The 18,544-nt window shown below is 33.6% G+C and carries 15 protein-coding genes and 1 pseudogene; 3 read left to right on the top strand and 13 right to left on the bottom strand.

The genetic code is table 11. The features are described 5' to 3' along the window. Positions 1-2: 2 nt before the first annotated feature. Positions 3-665 (top strand): histidine phosphatase family protein, encoded by a 663-nt coding sequence (locus H3T96_RS12660; protein WP_144093268.1) that lies wholly within the window; start codon positions 3-5, stop codon positions 663-665. Between the two features lie 80 nt (positions 666-745). On the opposite strand, the gene H3T96_RS12655 is transcribed toward H3T96_RS12660, so the two are convergent. The 3 genes from H3T96_RS12655 to proS form a co-directional block, all read right to left on the bottom strand. Then, the gene (locus tag H3T96_RS12655; protein WP_144093270.1) at positions 746-2,200 is read right to left on the bottom strand and encodes a M48 family metalloprotease; all 1,455 of its coding nucleotides are present in this window, start codon (positions 2,198-2,200) and stop codon (positions 746-748) included. Between the two features lie 125 nt (positions 2,201-2,325). Continuing rightward, entirely contained in the window at positions 2,326-2,796 is a 471-nt protein-coding gene (locus H3T96_RS12650) for a tyrosine-protein phosphatase (RefSeq protein ID WP_172398422.1), read from the bottom strand. Between the two features lie 137 nt (positions 2,797-2,933). Next, the gene (gene proS, locus H3T96_RS12645; protein WP_144093272.1) at positions 2,934-4,655 is read right to left on the bottom strand and encodes a proline--tRNA ligase; all 1,722 of its coding nucleotides are present in this window, start codon (positions 4,653-4,655) and stop codon (positions 2,934-2,936) included. A 422-nt stretch (positions 4,656-5,077) separates the two neighbouring features. Here proS and H3T96_RS12640 point away from each other — a divergent pair, with 422 nt between their 5' ends. Both H3T96_RS12640 and H3T96_RS12635 read left to right on the top strand, forming a co-directional pair. Continuing rightward, a complete protein-coding gene (locus H3T96_RS12640) occupies positions 5,078-6,379 on the top strand; it encodes a serine/threonine transporter (RefSeq protein WP_144093274.1) in 1,302 nt (433 codons plus the stop codon). A 196-nt stretch (positions 6,380-6,575) separates the two neighbouring features. Next, positions 6,576-7,943, top strand: coding sequence for an L-serine ammonia-lyase (locus H3T96_RS12635; protein WP_086326229.1), 1,368 nt, complete (start codon positions 6,576-6,578; stop codon positions 7,941-7,943). A gap of 92 nt (positions 7,944-8,035) precedes the next feature. Here the strand turns inward: H3T96_RS12635 and H3T96_RS12630 are convergent, their stop codons facing one another. The 10 genes and pseudogenes from H3T96_RS12630 to H3T96_RS14785 form a co-directional block, all read right to left on the bottom strand. Further along, entirely contained in the window at positions 8,036-8,395 is a 360-nt protein-coding gene (locus tag H3T96_RS12630) for a helix-turn-helix domain-containing protein (protein WP_065738408.1), read from the bottom strand. Between the two features lie 46 nt (positions 8,396-8,441). After that, positions 8,442-9,920 (bottom strand): NAD(P)H-hydrate dehydratase, encoded by a 1,479-nt coding sequence (locus H3T96_RS12625; protein WP_144093276.1) that lies wholly within the window; start codon positions 9,918-9,920, stop codon positions 8,442-8,444. Positions 9,921-9,990: 70 nt separating this feature from the next. Further along, positions 9,991-11,385, bottom strand: a complete 1,395-nt coding sequence (gene mpl / locus H3T96_RS12620; protein ID WP_086326912.1) for a UDP-N-acetylmuramate:L-alanyl-gamma-D-glutamyl-meso-diaminopimelate ligase — start codon at positions 11,383-11,385, stop codon at positions 9,991-9,993. A gap of 125 nt (positions 11,386-11,510) precedes the next feature. Then, positions 11,511-13,247, bottom strand: a complete 1,737-nt coding sequence (recJ, locus tag H3T96_RS12615) for a single-stranded-DNA-specific exonuclease RecJ (protein WP_144093278.1) — start codon at positions 13,245-13,247, stop codon at positions 11,511-11,513. Positions 13,248-13,327: 80 nt separating this feature from the next. Then, positions 13,328-14,032, bottom strand: coding sequence for a bifunctional protein-disulfide isomerase/oxidoreductase DsbC (dsbC, locus tag H3T96_RS12610; protein ID WP_086326910.1), 705 nt, complete (start codon positions 14,030-14,032; stop codon positions 13,328-13,330). Positions 14,033-14,057: 25 nt separating this feature from the next. Continuing rightward, positions 14,058-14,957 carry a site-specific tyrosine recombinase XerD gene (gene xerD, locus H3T96_RS12605; RefSeq protein ID WP_086326915.1) on the bottom strand — a complete coding sequence of 300 codons (900 nt, stop codon included), beginning with the start codon at positions 14,955-14,957 and terminating at the stop codon, positions 14,058-14,060. Between the two features lie 530 nt (positions 14,958-15,487). After that, positions 15,488-16,156 carry a hypothetical protein gene (locus H3T96_RS12600; protein WP_144093279.1) on the bottom strand — a complete coding sequence of 223 codons (669 nt, stop codon included), beginning with the start codon at positions 16,154-16,156 and terminating at the stop codon, positions 15,488-15,490. 74 nt (positions 16,157-16,230) lie between these two features. Then, on the bottom strand, positions 16,231-17,670 hold the full coding sequence (locus H3T96_RS12595) for a hypothetical protein (protein ID WP_144093281.1): 1,440 nt from the start codon (positions 17,668-17,670) through the stop codon (positions 16,231-16,233). Positions 17,671-17,791: 121 nt separating this feature from the next. Further along, positions 17,792-18,340: a hypothetical protein gene (locus H3T96_RS12590; RefSeq protein ID WP_144093283.1), complete on the bottom strand. Its 549-nt coding sequence runs from the start codon at positions 18,338-18,340 to the stop codon at positions 17,792-17,794. Continuing rightward, a pseudogene (locus tag H3T96_RS14785) lies at positions 18,337-18,544 on the bottom strand (hypothetical protein); the annotation flags it as partial. The gene H3T96_RS12590 and the pseudogene H3T96_RS14785, both read right to left, overlap by 4 nt.

Here is an 18,544-nt window from a genome sequence, read left to right as displayed (position 1 = left end):
GAATGAAAGATCTCAATTTATACTTAATTAGACATGGGCAAACAGAGTGGAATATTAAAGATCAAATGCAAGGATCGCAAAACTCTCCTCTTACAGAACAAGGCGTTTTAGGGGCTAAAATAACAGGGCAATCTTTAAAAGATGTCCCTTTTTTGCAAGCATATTCCAGTACTCAACAACGTGCTATAGAAACACGTAATTATATCGTTAACGAAAATATTAAAGATATTCCAACATTTGAACTGTCTGATTTGCAAGAAATGGATTTTGGTGATTGGGAGGGTAAACATGTACCGACTCTTAAAAAGGAAGTGCCAGAGTTTACAACTTATTTAACCGATCCTGCTAATTTTGATGCTTCTGCCAATAAAGGTGAAAATTATCTTGATGTTCTAACGCGTATGAAACAAGGACTCAATACGATAATTCAAAATGCACCACAAAATACGGGTAATATTTTAGTCGTTTCGCATGGAACGGTATTGCGATTATTACTTTGCGTATTAAATGGAGGTGATTGGCGTTTACACCGTGATGATCAATACTTTCCGCGCATGTTAAATACCAGCATAAGTGTTGTTAATTATCAACAAACGGATGATAAATCAGAAGGAAAATTTACGGTTAAATACTATAACAATGTCGATCATTTAACGGATAAATAATCGGTGATGTAAATTTTTTATTATCTCTCAAATAATGTGTTTAATAACATAAAATGAGAGATAATAAGGCTATTTAGCGTTTATCTTTTACTGTATTTTGCGTAACGTTGTTGTAGCTGTTGTAACTGTTTAATTCTGGCCTCAATCCTCGAAATCATGATTTGATCACCTTTCGTTTGGTTTTTAGCATTTTGTAATATTTGGATTGCTCGTGGAAATTGACCTTCGAGTGCAATCAATTCTGCTTGAGCACTCATCTCTTTCGCTCTTGAATGCGATCCCCCATAAGCTAAAATCAGTAACTCCCAACCATTAGTATCATCATTGTGATCAAAAGTATATCGATGAAGTAGACTTATGGCTTGTTGATAATTTTTATTTTTCACATAAGCATTAGCCAAATTGAGTTGTAATGCGGAGCTATTTGGTGATTTTTTTATTGCCGTTTGCAATCGATTAATTGCAGCATTATTGTTATTTGTACTTAAATCAATATCCGTCATTAAATCTATGTACCAAATGTTATTAGGATCATTATCTAATAATGGTTGCAGTTGTTGTTTTGCTCTTTGATAATTGCCACTTCGGTAATCGGCTAGTGCATAACCATAAACGATGGCAATTTTGCTTTGTTCATTATTGAGTTTTTTGTAATCTTCGAGTAACAATTTGCCTGTATTGATATTATTACTCATTAAAATAGCTAATCTTGCTTTAGCTAAATAATAATTGAGTGATGGGGCAATATCTTTTTTAGAATATTGCATTGAACGATTTCGAATATCGGATAAACGGCTATTGGGTAATGGGTGAGTAAGTAAAATTTCTGGCGGCTTACTACTAAAACGAGTTTCATCAGCTAACTTTTGCAAAAACTCCGATGAAGCATATGGATCAAATCCTGCTTTAGCAAGTGTTCTTAGACCAACACGATCGGCTTCTTGTTCATTACTTTGTGTAAAACTAATCATGCTTTGCGTTGAACCCGCCATAGCACCTGTCATTACCATCATCCCAGCTTCTGGATTGGCTAATGCTAATAATAAAGAACCTAATGTGGCACCCCAGACATAAGGGCTGTTGCGATTTTGGTTTTCTATTGCCCTAGCTAAATGGCGTTGAGTAACATGACCAATCTCGTGAGCCATGACAGAGGCTAGTTGGCTTTCATTATTGGTATCCAATATTAATCTAGAGTGAATAACCACATTACCGCCAAAAAAAGCAAATGCATTAAGTACATTGCTTTTCATAATATAAAAGTGAAAAGGTGTTTGTACTGATTCCGATTTTAAAACTAATCTTTTACCTAAATCATTGATATATTGATTTAAAACAGGATCATTAATGATAGGGGCATCAGCGCGTAATAGCCGCATATAATAATCACCCATCTCCATCTCTTGCCCTATACTTAATGTTGAAGCAGCAGCAGTACCTATATCAGGAAGGTTGATGTTATCGGCATAAACTAATGGGGCATTTTGTAATAATAACGATGTAGATAGTACCAATGCGACTACTTTTTTTAACATTGTTTCAACCTATAGAGATAAGAATATTAACTGATTACTATTTTAGCCGAAAAAAAGGACAATTTCACTTTGAATTGCTCATCAACTGTTAGGTATATCAGGGGTTAATGATAAAAAATAATAAATTATTGGAATACTGCGGCTCGAATTTTTTCGATATCAACATTTTCGATGTATTTGACAATATTAGGGTAAACATTATAGTGATGACCAAATTCAGGTTTCATTAATTCATTAATAGCTTGAGATTTTGACCAATTTTGGAAGACTATACGATACATAGCTACAGCAACACCCGTGCGATCACTACCATGCCAACAATGAATTAATATTGGTTTGGGCGATTGATTAATGGCTTTTAGTATCTCAATTATTTTTTCGTCAGAAATATTTCCTGCTCGTATTTTGATCCAAACTTCAGAAAGATCCGTATTTTCTAATTTATCGCGATCACTATGCAGTAAACGTAAGTTAATTATGGTTTTAAAGCCTAACTTTTCAAGATATTGTATCTGTTTTCTGGTTGGCTGTTCTGATCGTGAAAGATCATCGGATATTTTATAAAAATTATCGGGTAAATTATCACTCGGTTTCATATTAGATTGACAGCCTATTATCATCAAGCAGACACAACACAGCATTAATGAATTTGCTAATTTTACTTTGATAAAATCATAACAAGATCTTAATTGTTGTGTTGTGTATAGCATAAATAGATACAATTTATTAATTTTTAAGCCAATTGACGACGGTTTTGGATAAATTCAATGATGTTTTCAATTTTCACCATCTCTTTATCACCACCACAACGATGTTTATATTCCACTTCGCCATTATCCAGATTTCGTTCACCAATAACAATAGTATGCGGGATCCCAATTAACTCAGCATCTGCAAACATCACACCTGGTCGCTCTTTACGATCGTCAAACAACACATCAATACCTGTTGCTTGTAAATCCGCATAAAGTTTTTCTGCCGTTGCTTGTACTTTTTCAGATTTATGCATGTTCATAGGAATAATGACAACACTAAATGGCGCGATGGCTTCTGGCCATACAATTCCACGCTCATCGTGACATTGTTCAATCGCTGCAGCTACAATACGACTTACGCCAATGCCATAACAACCCATAATCATAACGTGGTTTTGTCCATCCTCACCTTGAACGGTTGCTTTCATCGCTTCTGAATACTTAGTTCCAAGTTGGAAAATATGCCCAACTTCAATGCCACGTTTAATTTGCAATGTGCCTTTACCGTCTGGACTAATGTCACCTTCAACCACATTACGAATATCTTCAATGCGCGGTAGGGTAACGTCTCGTTCCCAATTGATATTAAAGTAATGTTTATGATCAATATTGGCACCCGCACTAAAATCACTCATTACTGCGACATCTCGGTCAATAATGATTGGCATATTAAGGTTGATTGGACCTAATGAACCAGGGCCTGCATTGACAATAGCGCGAATTTCTTCGTCAGTTGCAAATTCTAGTGGTGAAGCAACAATGTCAATTTTTTCAGCTTTGATTTCATTTAGAGTATGATCACCACGTACCAATAATGCAACTAATTGATGACCACTTTCTTTAGTCGCTTTTACCATTAATGTTTTAACGGTTTTTTCAATTGGTAAATTGAATTGTTGAACTAATTCATCAATGGTTTTGGCGTTTGGTGTATCAACAATTTCCATTGTTTTAGTCGGTGCTGCACGGTTTTGAGTTGGCGCTAATGCTTGTGCCATTTCGATATTGGCTGCATAATCCGATTCAGTTGAAAAGACAATATCATCCTCACCACTATCAGCTAAAACTTGGAATTCGTGTGACCAATTACCTCCAATAGATCCTGTATCGGCGCGTACGGCTCTAAAGTTTAAGCCAGCACGAGTAAACACGGCACTATAAGCTTTGTACATGTCATCATAAGTTTCTTGTAATGATGCTTGTGAAGTATGGAATGAATAAGCATCTTTCATAATAAACTCACGTGAACGCATTACCCCAAATCGCGGGCGAACTTCATCACGAAATTTGGTTTGAATTTGATAAACATTCAACGGCAATTGTTTATATGAACTCACTTCATTGCGTAGTAAGTCGGTAATTACTTCCTCATGCGTTGGTCCTAATACAAAGTCACGATTACCTCGGTCTTTAATACGTAATAGTTCTGGACCATATTGTTCCCAACGTCCACTTTCTTGCCAAATATCGGCAGGTTGAACAACAGGCATTAATACCTCAATTGCTCCCGCTTTATTCATCTCTTCTCGGACAATGTTTTCAACTTTTTTAAGTACACGATAACCAGTTGGCAACCAAGTATATAAACCGGCCGCAACTTTTCGGATCATACCGGCACGTAACATTAATTGATGACTAATTACTTCAGCATCAGCTGGCGTTTCTTTTAACGTAGAAAGAAGATATTTACTGGTTCGCATGAATTTATCCCGAAAAATAATTTACTTATAAATATACTAAAAATGCTTGCTAGTTTAGCAGTACCCAGCGCAACACTAAAGTAATTTTATCGTTATTTTTGATGTGAAATAGATAATAAGACCATCAAAACAGTATCAAACAAAGCAAGTTACTTGCGATAAATGCCAAATCTAATTCAAAAGAATCATGCATTATAAATTGGGGGGTATTGTGAAATTGCAGGCAGTTTTATAAAAATTTAGTATTAAAACTGATACTTTAATTTTTTTGGACACAATAAGTATCAAAATAGATATTTTTTCAAGAATATATCATATTGATTATATTAAGTTTTTTAGTATTTGTGTGACGTAGATCACGTTGATAAGGAGATTAAATTGATATCATACGCGCAAAATTTTAGACAAAGGAGTAGTTCAATATGGGCCAATTAACCATTAACGAGGGTATAACAACTTCTAAAGAGGATGCTGCGTTATCTAAATGGCGTAAAAGCGATACTTTATGGATGTTGAGCCTTTATGGTACTGCAATTGGTGCAGGGGTATTATTTTTACCAATTAATGCAGGTGTAGGTGGTTTGATTCCATTATTAGTGATGTTAATTCTCGCTTTTCCTATGACCTTTTTTGCTCACCGTGCTTTGTGCCGTTTTGTATTGTCAGGCAAAAGTAGAGACGGGGATATCACTGTCGTAGTTGAAGAAGCGTTTGGTCGCACGGCAGGAAATTGGATAACGGTACTTTATTTTTTTGCTATTTACCCCATTTTATTAGTATATAGTGTAGGTATTACTAATACTGTCGATAGTTTTATGGTGCACCAACTGGGTATGGCGTCACTACCAAGAGCTTTGTTATCATTTATTTTGGTCGCTTTTTTAATGTCGATTGTCCATTTTGGTGAAGAGCTTATTGTAAAAGTTATGTCCATTCTGGTGTTTCCTTTCATCGCGGTATTAATGATTTTGGCATTATTTTTAATTCCTGAATGGAATGGCGAAATTTTTAATAATATTTCTTTTAGCAGCAATGGTTACAGTGGACACGGTATTTTAATGACACTTTGGTTGGTTATTCCTGTTATGGTTTTTGCTTTTAATCATTCGCCAATCATTTCTTCTTTAGCTGTTGCTAAACGTAAAGAATACGGTGAAAATTATGCCGAATCAAAATGTACTAAAATTATTGCAGCAAGTAATATTATGATGGTTGCAACGGTGATGTTTTTTGTGTTCAGTTGTGCACTTTGTTTATCGCCTGCAGAACTTTTAGAAGCAAAAGCGCAAAATCTTTCAACGTTATCTTATTTAGCGAATCGTTTTAATTCGCCAGTTATTGAGTATATTGGTCCACCAATTGCATTTATTGCTATGGCTAAATCGTTTTTGGGGCACTATTTAGGTGCGAAAGAAGGATTTAATGGTATCGTGAATAAAGCTTTACGTAGTCGTAATAAAACACTATCTGAAAAGAAACTTGAAAAACTTGCTGTAACATTTATGTTTTTAACAGCATGGGGCATTGCAACGCTCAATCCAAGTATTTTAGGTTTAATTGAATCACTAGGTGGCCCAATTCTTGCAGTACTATTGTTTATAATGCCAATGTATGCAATTCATAAATTACCCGCATTAGCACAATATCGTGGCAAACTCAGTAATGGGTTTATTGTGATTATGGGATTTATTGCGATTTCAGCCGCTATTTATAATTTAGTTTAAAAGATCCCATTATTTATCGTAGTTGATTTGATTTTTTATGAACAAAACCATCGGCATTAGCCGATGGCTCGTATTCTTTAATAGGCAAAATAGTTTTAATAGTAAATTTGCTCCTTGCCCATTTCGTTGCAATAGTAAATTTATGAAGATTTAAACTTACGCAACACAGTTGCGTAAGTATCAAAAAGGGAAAAATATGAGTTCGGTATTTGAAATATTTAAAATTGGTATTGGTCCTTCAAGTTCACATACGGTTGGCCCTATGAGAGCCGGGAAGGCATTTGTTGATCAACTGATTAGTAATAACATGATGTCATCGGTAACCAAAATTGTGGCTGATGTCTATGGCTCTTTATCGCTAACGGGTAAAGGTCACCAAACGGATATCGCTATCATTATGGGACTTGCTGGCGAAAAACCTGATATGGTGAATATTGATAATATTCCATCTTTTATCGAAAAAATCAGTCAGACACATCGTTTACCGATTTATGATAATCGCTACGAAATCGATTTTCCTCTTGCTAGTTGTATGGTGTTTCATTCTAAATTTTTACCTCTCCATGAAAATGGTATGACGTTGAGTGCCTATAGTGGTGAAACGCTCTTGTTTCAGAAAACCTATTATTCAGTAGGGGGCGGTAAAATTGTAGAAGAAGAACAATTTGCAAAGCAAAAAACCGAATCAGTAAAACTACCTTATCGTTTTTCTTCTGCTGCACAATTATTGAAACATTGTGAAGATAATTCATTATCAATTTCCAGTATTATGATGAAAAATGAGCTGCAATTTCATTCGTATGAAGAAATTGAAGATTACTTTTCACGCGTAGGGCAAACTATTTTAGAATGTATCAAACGAGGTATGAATACAGAAGGTTTATTACCTGGGCCACTTAAAGTGCCACGCCGAGCTTTTTCTCTTTATCGACAGCTATCTACAACCAAAGATCAGATCATTAGTGATCCAATGGTGATCATTGATTGGGTTAATATGTTTGCACTTGCTGTGAGTGAAGAAAACGCAGCAGGGGGGCGTGTGGTTACGGCTCCAACTAATGGTGCTTGCGGTATTATTCCAGCGGTATTGGGTTATTATGATAAATTTATTAACCCAGTTACGCCTGATATCTATATTCGCTTCTTTTTAACTTGTGGTGCAATTGGTCAACTTTATCAAATGAATGCTTCTATTTCGGGTGCGGAAGTTGGTTGCCAAGGTGAGGTAGGTGTAGCTTGCTCAATGGCTGCGGCAGGATTAGCTGAGCTTTTAGGCGGAAATCCCGAGCAAGTTTGTATGGCTGCCGAAATTGCGATGGAACATAATTTAGGTTTGACTTGCGATCCGGTTGCAGGGCAAGTGCAAGTGCCATGTATTGAGCGTAATGCTATTGCAGCGGTGAAAGCTATCAATGCTACAAGAATGGCGTTGAGACGAATAACGGCAGCAAAAGTAACTTTAGATAAAGTGATTAAAACAATGTATGAAACGGGTAAAGATATGAATGCTAAATATCGAGAAACATCTCGAGGTGGATTAGCAATTACGGTACATTGTAGTTAAGAGCTCATTTTTTATCTTCGCCTTTTTTATAATTGGCGAAGATAAAAATTACGTTATATCCTTAGTTTTAGCGTTTTATTTTTTGAATTTTTTTAGTATTTCCAGCGCATGGTATTCACTTTAGAACGTAAAAAATCATTTTCAACAAGTACGTCAACTTTTTCTTTGTTTGTTGTTCGTTTTTTTCTTTTCCGCTTTGGTTGGTCTGCTGAGGTTTTGTGAATGACTTCGTTGTAGGCAAGTAAGTTATTAAGCTGATCGAGTTCGCCTAATCCTTTAAGAACTGAAATTAATGTTTGTAATGTGATTGATTCGCCTTGCTCAATACGTTTTATTGTTGCTATACCAATTTGAGATTTGTCGGCAAGTTCTTGTTGCGATAAATTTTTTTCGATTCTAGCCATTTTTATTCGGCGACATAACAATTTTATCATGTCGTTAATTTCATTCATGAATAATCCTTACTGGGTAAACTAAAATTTAAGGTTATTTTTATAGCTAAACATGTAATATATCATTTAAACTTTCAATGATATCACTGGCTAATAAACTATATTTATTATGTCTTTTTAAAGCAGCATCACCGGCTAATCCATGTAAGTAAACACTTACTGGGGCTGCTTTTGTCGGCGATAAATGTTGAGCGATAAGTCCTGCTATTATTCCCGTTAAAACATCGCCCGTCCCCCCGGTAGACATACCATTATTTCCGGATTGGTTAATATAAGTGGCGTGTTCAGGTATTGCGACAATGGTTTTTGCATCTTTTAGAACACAGATTACGTCAAAGTCTTGTGCAAATTTTTTAGCTGTTGTGATGAGATTAGATTTAATATTTTCAATCGGTAGATTGACTAACCTAGACATTTCGCCCAGATGTGGCGTGACAATAACCGTTGACTGAGCTTGTTGAAGTAATTTTAAATTGGTAGCCAAGGTATTAAGTCCATCAGCATCAATAATTATAGGAATTGTAGCGTATTGCAATACGTGCGCTAGGATTTTATGAGTATCATCGGATACGCCCATTCCTGGTCCAATCACAATGACTGAAGCCCAATTTATTAATTCTTCGAGTTTTTTTATATCAATTTTATTGGGAATATATGGCGTAAGTAATACTTCAGGTAGTTGTGTCAATAAAATATCACGATTGCATATTGGTGTGTAAATACGTACTAACCCTGCACCGGTTTTATAAGCGGCTTTAGCCGAAAAGAACGCCGCTCCGGACATATTTTCTGAACCAGCAATAATCAATACTTTACCATAGCTACCCTTATGGCTATTATTTGAACGGCATGGCAGTAATTGACTCAACTCATTAGATTGATAAGTATAATGACTTGCTGGGGTATTTGCATAGATACCAATATCTGCAATCGTGACTTCACCAGCTAATTCAGCTCCAGGATAAAGTGATAAACCAATTTTTGAATAGGCAAACGTTACCGTTTGTTTGGCCTTGACTGCAATACCAAGAATTTTACCTGTATTGCTACAAAGTCCTGAGGGAATATCAACAGCAAGCACTTCAGCATTACTTTGATTAATCAATTCAACCGTATGAAGAAAGTCGCCAGTGACAATACGATTAAGTCCTATACCAAAAATGGCATCAACAATAGTTGTATATTTGGCAAACGAATCAATGGGTGATGTTACAAAGGTAATATTATAATGCTGGGCTATTTTAAGTTGCTGTAATGTTTCATCGGAAGCATTTTCTGGCTTACCAATTAAATAAACATCCACATCAATATGTTGTAATTTAAGTAGGCGAGCAACAGCAATACCATCACCACCATTGTTACCGTATCCACATACTACAGCTACTTTATTTAAATTATAGTTATTGAGTTGGTTCACAACGGCTAGTGCCGCGCGTTCCATGAGTACTAGAGAGGGTAAACCAATTTCATTTGAGGTATAAGCATCGTAATGCTTCATTTCAGACGAGGTAACTAAGTATTGCATGATACTGCCTCTTTCTGTAAATGAGATGCCACATTAAGTGGCAAAATCATACAGGTAAATTAATCAATGATTAGATTAATGATTGTTCATTCATTTGCTTTTTTAACTGTTGTTTTTTTAGGCTTTCTAAGATTTTATTATGTATTCCGCTAAAACCGCCATTACTCATAATTAAAATGGCATCAGTCGGTTTAGCCGATTTTGTTATCATTTCGACAAGTAAATCGATATCGCCAGACCAATATGCAGGCTGAATACAACCATCCACAACATCCGCTACTAACCATGGTAATTGTTCAGGTTGGAATAGGAAAACTTCATCAGCACGACCAAGTGATGGCGCCAACTCATCTTTTGATACTCCAAGCTTCATTGTATTTGAACGAGGTTCAAGAACAGCTAAAATTCGGCGATTAGCGCCAATTTTACTACGTAATGCTTCAAGTGTTGCCAAAATTGCAGTTGGATGATGGGCAAAATCGTCATATATTTCTATATTATTAACTTCACCATAAAGTTCTAACCGTCTTTTGGCGTTGATAAATGAACCGAGTGCTGCACAAGCATCCGTCGGCTTAATACCAACATTATGAGCTGCAGCAATAGCCATCAACGCATTATGCATGTTATATTCACCGACTAAAGAATACTTAACTTCGCCTACTTTTTCGCTATTGTAGTAAACCGCAAAATGGCTGGCATCACTGTTAATACGTTGTGCTAACCAACCTGTTTCAGATTCCGTAAAGCTTTGTTCGCTCCAGCAACCTTTAGCTAGTACTTGTTTTAAATTAACATCATCTTGTGGCGTGATGATAAGTCCTTTACTTGGTACTAAACGAACTAAGTGGTGAAACTGCTTTTGGATTGCAGCAAGATCATCAAAAATATCAGCATGATCAAATTCTAAATTATTCATGATTAATGTCTTAGGGCAGTAATGCATGAATTTTGAGCGCTTGTCAAAAAATGAACAATCGTATTCGTCAGCTTCAATAACAAAAAAGTTACCTTCGCCTAATCTTGCCGATACATCAAAATTACCAGGTACACCACCAATAACAAAACCTTGCTTATAACCTTGTTTTTCTAAAATCCAATTGACCATTCCAGCAGTGGTTGTTTTACCATGTGTACCTGCAACCGCGATAACCCAACGATCGCGTAAGACATTGTCATGTAACCATTGAGGGGCTGAAATATAAGGAATATTATTATCAAGCACATATTCAACACAAGGGTTACCTCTTGATAACGCATTACCAATGATCACCAGATCAGGGGTAGGAGTCAGTTGTGAGGGATCATATCCTTCAATAATATCAATATGCTCTTTTTGTAAGAGTGTACTCATCGGCGGGTAAACATTTTTGTCTGAACCCGTTACGTGATGACCCTGCGAACGGGCTATTAATGCAATTCCTGTCATAAATGTGCCACAAATTCCTAGAATATGAATATGCATTTTTAGTCCTTAACTTTTTAATAAAATGTACTGATAATAATATCTGTTTTGTTATCACTGTCGTTTTGATTGGCAATTGGATGTAATTCCGAAATGTCCAGATAATTATAGTCGATTTTTATGGCTTATGCGATAGGCCATAAATATCGAATCAATAATTTTGCCATTTGATTACCTCGAAATTCATCTACCATCAGATGATAAACGATTTTGACATTTTTTAATGATTGATCTGGCCATTGTTGCAAATTAGCATTAAATAATATCCCTTCAATCACCGGTCCCCCTTTTTGGGGTTCCAAAACCAATCTAAGATGTTTTTCTGCAAATAAGCGCTGTTGATGAATGATAAATTCTCCATCAAAAATAGGCTCAGCAAACCCTTCTCCCCAAGGTCCTGCTTCTTTTATATGTTTTGCGATCGCATAATTAAAATCTTTACCATCAATTTCACCATCTGTTTCAATAATTGGTTCTAGTGATGTCTTAATTAATTTTGTATTGATTAACTCTTCAAAACAATTTTTAAATTGTTCAAAATCTTCTTCACGAATGGTTAAACCTACCGCCATTGCATGACCACCAAAACTTACAATTAAATTAGGGTATTTCTGATCAAATTCATCTAATAAATCACGGAAATGTATTCCTGCAATTGATCTTCCCGATCCTTTTAAAAAACCGTCTGATGTTGAAGCAAATGAGATAACGGGTCGATAATACTTATCTTTTAATCGGGCAGATAAAATACCAATAATACCTTGATGCCATTCAGGATGATAAACAATAAGTATGTCAGGAATAGCTGTTGCTTGATTTTCAATTTTTTGAATAAATGATAATGCTTCTTTATGCATAGTTTGCTCAATCAACTTGCGATCATTATTGAGCATATCAAGATTTTTGGCTTGTTCTAAAGCAGTATCAAAATCATCACAAAGTAATAATTCAACACCTAAAGACATATTATCCATTCTACCTGCAGCATTTAATCGGGGGGCCACATAAAAAGCGAGATCGGTTGCAGTGAAAGAAGACTGCTCTTTTTTAGCAATTTGCAATAAAGCTTTTATTCCTTCACAACAATAGCCTGATCGAATTCGGCTTATGCCTTGATGGACTAATATTCGATTATTGTGATCAAGTTTTACTACATCAGCAATAGTACCTAACGCCACTAAATCCAGTAAATTAGTAACATTGTATGGCGTTAAATTTCTCTTTGTATACCAATCTTCCTTACGTAATTTTGCCCTTAGTGCCAGCATAAAATAAAAGGCTACCCCGACGCCAGCCAAATGTTTAGATGGAAAAGCACAATCAGGTAAATTAGGATTGATTATGGCATCAGCATTGGGTAACTGTTCAGGACATAAATGATGATCAGTAATAATCACCATTAAATTAGCTTGCTTTGCATACTCGACCGCTTCAACAGCAGCAATACCATTATCAACAGTGATAATTAAATCCGTGTGTTGTGAAATAGCTTTTTTTACTACGCTTATACTTAATCCATAGCCATCTTCAAAGCGATCTGGAATAATATAATCAACAAATTGACAGCCCATTTTTCTAAGTGCTGTGACCATTAATGCCGTACTTGTTGCCCCATCGGTATCGAAATCACCGACAACGACAATGCGTTTATTCTCTTTCATTGCCGAATAAAGAATTTCAACAGCATTTTGTGTCCCATCCAATTTATCAAAATTGCATAAATTTTGCGTAGTATAATCAAGTTCATGCATGGATCTAATACCACGCAATGCGTATATTCGTTGCAATAATCGCGGAATATCTTGTGATAACTCAGGAAAAATTTCAGGTAATTTTCGATGTAATATTTTGGTTTTATTCATATTATAAATGTTAGCGTCAAAACGCTAACATATGTCTTTATATTCGTTTTAATTAATGATTAAAAATGATTAGTTAAATATTACTTAACCGATTTTTTATTTAAAATAGTCAGTAATTTATCAGCAGGAACATAGCCAGAAACAAGTTGACCATCAGCTAAAACAATGGCAGGTGTGCCAGTAATACCAATTTGTTTGCCAACGTTAAATTGTTGGGTTACATAAGGTATCATACTGCTTGCCGGAGAGATAGGATTATCTTTGTAAGCATTTTCAAAAGCAGCTTTACGATCTGCTACACTCCAGATTGATTGCATGTTTTTCCCAACTTCGCTATCTGCACCAGCACGAGGAAAAGCAAAATAGTGCACTGAAATACCCGCATCTAAATATTTATTAATATTTTCATGCAATAACTTACAATAATGACAAGTATAATCGGTAAATACTGAAATAACATATTTTTCATTGTTAGCTTTATAGACAATAGCATCTTTCTCAATAGATTTAATTAATTTAACATTGTTGCTATTGGCTATATTTTGTGGTTCATCACCTTGTACATCAAAAATAGGTCCTTGAGTTAAGTATTTACCATCATCAGAAACATAAAAAATACCATCAGGCGTAATCACGGTTTTAAATCCATTTACTGGACTATTCTCAATTTTTATATCTTTGGATTCATAACCTAATCGGTTTAAGCTTTTTGTAATATCTGTATTAGCTGCTAGTACTGAAGTTGAGATTAATGCCAAACCTATACTTAAAACTATTTTCTTCATTTAATTATCCTTATTTTGTTGAGAACTACGCTCGAGGATGATGTTTGCTGTGTAACTGCTTTAACCTTTCCGTTGCTACATGTGTGTAAATTTGAGTGGTTGATAAGCTACTATGACCGAGTAGCATTTGTACCACGCGTAAATCCGCGCCATGATTAAGCAAATGGGTTGCAAAAGCATGTCGAAGTACATGGGGGGAAAGAGCCTCAATATTAATGCCGGTTAGTATGGCATAATATTTGATTCTATGCCAGAAAGTCTGTCTGGTCATTTTTTTTCCTAATCTGCTTGGAAAAAGTACATCAATTGCACCATTTTTCAAAAGATCATTTCGAGCATATTTAAAATAATATTCTAACCAATAAATCGCTTCTTCACCAAGTGGCACTAGACGTTCTTTGTTACCTTTACCGATGATTCGAACGACACCTTGACGTAAACTAACATCACTTATTTCTAAATTAACCAATTCAGAAACACGTAAACCTGTGGCGTAAAGAACTTCTAGCATGGCTTTGTCGCGAAGCTCAATAGGATCTTCAATACTAGGTGATTCAAGCAAAGCATCAACTTGTGATTCGGTTAAATCTTTAGGCAGTTTTTTGGGTAATTTAGGTGATGATAAAACTGCAGAAGGATCATCAGTACGATAATTTTCTTGATAAAGATACTGAAAAAATCGTTTAGTTGCACTGAGTAAACGTGCAGAGCTGCTGGCTTTATAACCATCTTGAACTCTCTGCATTAAAAAATTCTGTAAATTATCCGTTTGTGCGGTCAATAACGTTACATCTTGTTGTTGCAGTGATTGACTTAATGCTATTAAATCAAGTTTATAAGATGCAACAGTATTTTCTGCTAAATTGCGTTCTAGCCATAGTGCATCTAAAAATTGTTGTATTAACAGTTTATTTTGTGCTGGTATATTTTTATCAGATATCAAAAGTCATCTCTACTATTAATTTATGATAATTATTATATACCAACTGAGGATAAGTTGCAGATAGGTTCAGATTATAGGCTGGTATAATACTTTTTCGATATTCAATTATTCGTTTAACCCATTTTTTACTTAAACGTATAGTTAACCTGAAACTTTTTGACAAAATCATTTTATTAAGCGGGTTATACTAATTTTTGTAAACACATTAGCATCTATTTTTTTATTGTATACCATTAACTGCATAACGTTATTTAATGTCTAAAGTTTTAAAATAAACAGATCTAAAAAGTTTGATATCGGTTTTTTGTTCAAATATCATTACTTTTATAATTAATCCTTGCTAAGAACATCAATCTTTTCAATTCGAATTTTGTTACAGCATACCTTTTAGTAAAATGATCTATTTTGATTATAAAACCACATTTTGTAATATATTTATAGGTTCACTTACAGTTAAATTTATAAACAATTATCATTAATACAATTAAATAATTAATGATTTTTTTGAATCATTATTTATAACATTTATCTATAATAACTTTTTCTTCAATTGATTTTTCAGGGTTGTTACTTAAATCATCTAAAATATCACCTAAACATTGACTGCGTTGCTTACTTACTTGCAGCATATTTTGTTCACTTAATGTTAGATTGCTCTTTTTCTCTAACATGATAATAATAATTTTATATATTTGAAAAATTCTTATATATTTATTAAATACTAAAGACTCAACATCATCAAAAGAAATTTTCGTTTTAATATATTCCTTTCTTTTATCATCTTCCTCACTCAATTGAAGGTCAGTAAACAAAACTTCAGGAGTTGGATAATTACGTAATAAAGGAATAAAAAACTCAGGGTAAGGGTAATCCTTTTTTATTTTCTCAAAATCCTTTTGAAAAGACTGTTTTTGTTCTAACGAAAGTGATGATATTTTTTCTTCAAAAAAATTTGCACATTCTTCAATATTGTAACTAACAACCAAATTCAGATTGCAATAAGAATGAGTGTTTGCAAATGATTGGTTATTAATAAAAACAAACAATAAGGGTATCAAGATTTTATTCATTAACTTGCAAAGTTGCGACAATATTATTTCCATTTTTTGATACTCAAAAAGGTAAGACACCACTCCTCCATCAAAGCTCCGCATTATTTCTAATTTATTTTTCCTATCCATTTATACTTAATATCAACACCCTTACTGTTCAATTCTAGATGGATAATGACTATCATCGTATCTTAAAATTTAACCTATTCATAAAATAATTCTTCATCTTTTGGTTGCCAAAAGAAAGCAAAGTAATTTTCACCGACAAAAAAGAGTTTATTGTCCATATAAATCGCCTGATTGCCATTCAATAAAAAATTAGTTAATCGGGTATTTTCAATATTTTGGAAAGTGATATATTCCAACTCATTACTTATATCAATACCTACTTTCTTAAAATTTTCAACCTGTTGTTGGTATAAATTTTCATTATTGAAAAACTTTTTAGCATTGATTTTATTCAGAGTTATTGGAAAAGACTGTTGATAATTGAGACAAAAAATATTTTCTTCAATATTTAGTGTCATAGTCATATCATAGAAATCATTTTTATCCTCAAGATAAGAGCGTAAATAGTTATTGGCTTGAAAGTTTGATAATAAAAGACTTTTTGAGGAGTGCTTATTTTTATCTTTAGGCGGAAATTGATTATAACATTCCGATGTCACAGGAATTTCTTTAAATTTCCCATTTTGGTTTACTTGATAATGTTGGATTTCAATAGTTTCATCTTCAAAACGTTGCCGACGTTCAATTGAATAGTTTTTATCTATGTTAAAATAACGATAACCAACAGGAAGCCCGTATCCTCCAGGCCCGCCCCTTGTCGTGGTTATATAACTAAAAATTAATAGTTTATCTGACACTTTATCATTGTCTGAAAATAAATATAAATACGAATCCCTTTCTCCACTATCCATAACATAACTAATAATATATGGATTAATATTTGAAGAAATTGAAGGTAATTTCGCTGCTAATATATCTTCTCCCTCGTACGAAGGAATATCCAAATACTTTTTATAATGGACAGGTATTTCTTTTAATGAGTCTTCCTTATCTAATTCATACAAATCATAATCATTTAAAGGAGTGTCAATAATCGGTAGTTGTGTCAACTCTTTTGAAAATGATTTGTCATTTGATTGAGAGAGATCTTTTTCTAAGTTTTCTGAAAAAATGAGTAAATATCCTGATTTAGTCATGAAAACCATAAAATTACCTGTTTTTATTAAGTCTGTAAATTCCTCTTTAAAACAGGGATAATTTTCATTTTCATAGTTATTTCTTGTTACTTCTATTTGGTTTTCTAGTGGGATTTTTTCTTCTATAAAAATTTTTTTATACTTGTCTGTTAGTTCGGGAGATTTCCAATATGATAAAGGTGTTTCAATATCAGTCGTTGTCTCATGTGGCATGGTACAAATTTTATCTACTGTTAAATCGCCATCAATTAAGATTAGTTTAGTTTCTGAATATTTATCTATTAAACGCTCTCTTTCAGAATCTGATTCATAATCTAAAGCTGTATTTTTCGAAACTTTATAAAAATACCATGTTTCGGGTGGTTCGGTTGCATAGACAATGTTTATTGATAAAAATAACACCGTAATAATTTTTAAAAAGATTTTTTTTAATTTCATAATGGTTCTTTCATCGTAAATCATAGATTAGGTATATTTTGCTAACTAAACTCAATTAATATGTATTTTTACATACATGCTTTACATGTAAAGTAAAAATTTAATAAAACCAATTGGTAAGTTATTTATTATCTAACCCAAATTTTCCTGTTTCGGGATTAATTTTATATTTAATCCAACTTCCAGTTGTTGTGGATTCTAAATCATAAATAAAATACAGTGTCCATAAATTATAATCTTCTAGATAATACAGTTTTTCTACGGCCAAACTATCATTTGGATTATTTTTGTATTCATAACATATTATAGAATCCACTTTTTTATTATTTTTATATGAGATTAATTCGATAGTTATTAAAAATTCGTTTTGAGTTTCTTCTTTTTTTAATTTTAATTCAATATTATTCTTAAGTTTCGATATAGTTATTTCATCATTGTTTAGGTCACGAAATTGCTGATAATAACTTTTTTTTATCTTCGAAAGAGTACATGTGTCATCATCTTCACAAGTTCTATTTACAGATTGTACAAATTCTTTACTTGATATTAATTTTTCACCAGTAAACGAGTTGGTTATTAAGATTTCATTTTTTATAGTATTTGCAATTGCTTTATTAACGTTTACAAACACAATAAAACAGATAATAATCATATAAATTAACTGTTTCATTCTTTGATTTCCTTAACTTTCTTCATATCATAATATTGAACATGTAAATGATGATCGTGATTTGTAGTTTCTATTGGATTTTGGTTTAAAAAGTATACTTTACCCTTTATGGAGTAACTTGATCCTCGCCAAAAAAGTGGACAAAAGTCGCCTCTATGATATAAACAAAAATCATAGGAGACAAATATCATGGTCAAAAAATTT

Source organism: Gilliamella sp. W8136, assembly GCF_016101285.1.
Lineage (GTDB): Bacteria > Pseudomonadota > Gammaproteobacteria > Enterobacterales > Orbaceae > Gilliamella > Gilliamella apicola_N.
This window is presented reverse-complemented; position numbering and strand designations above follow the sequence as displayed.